We start from the raw sequence: 350 nt of genomic DNA, 5'->3' as shown, positions 1-350 counted from the left end.
CCATCGATGCTCTGTTCTCTCGGAATTGCCTTGCTGTCCAGTCAACTAATTCTAGATAATCGAGTAATTTGAAAGGCAGACCACTGTGCATTTTGTTGTCTGATTGACCAATGAATGGATGCAAGCACGGTGGGGTAAACTCATCACTGTTGAGTGTCTCTAACCTCAATTTAATGGACGTGTATTCTGACGCCTCAATTGTTTTTGCTACACCAGAACGAATCGGATTTAAGTCAACATACGTCATTGCGGCCGCGAGGGCGTTTTCATCCAACAAAGCCTGACTTTTGAATCGACTTTCCCAAAAGTGCCCAGTGCATTGGTCTTCTTGATTCGCCTTACAGGCAATG

General features: G+C 44.6%; 1 pseudogene. It reads right to left on the bottom strand.

The features are described from left to right. Positions 1-350: pseudogene (locus R3X26_RS18960) on the bottom strand (transposase); the annotation flags it as partial.

Source organism: Vibrio sp. TH_r3 (assembly GCF_033101115.1).
Taxonomy (GTDB): Bacteria; Pseudomonadota; Gammaproteobacteria; order Enterobacterales; family Vibrionaceae; genus Vibrio.
The sequence above is the reverse complement of the archived record's forward strand: the minus strand, read 5'-3'. Positions and strand labels throughout refer to the sequence as shown.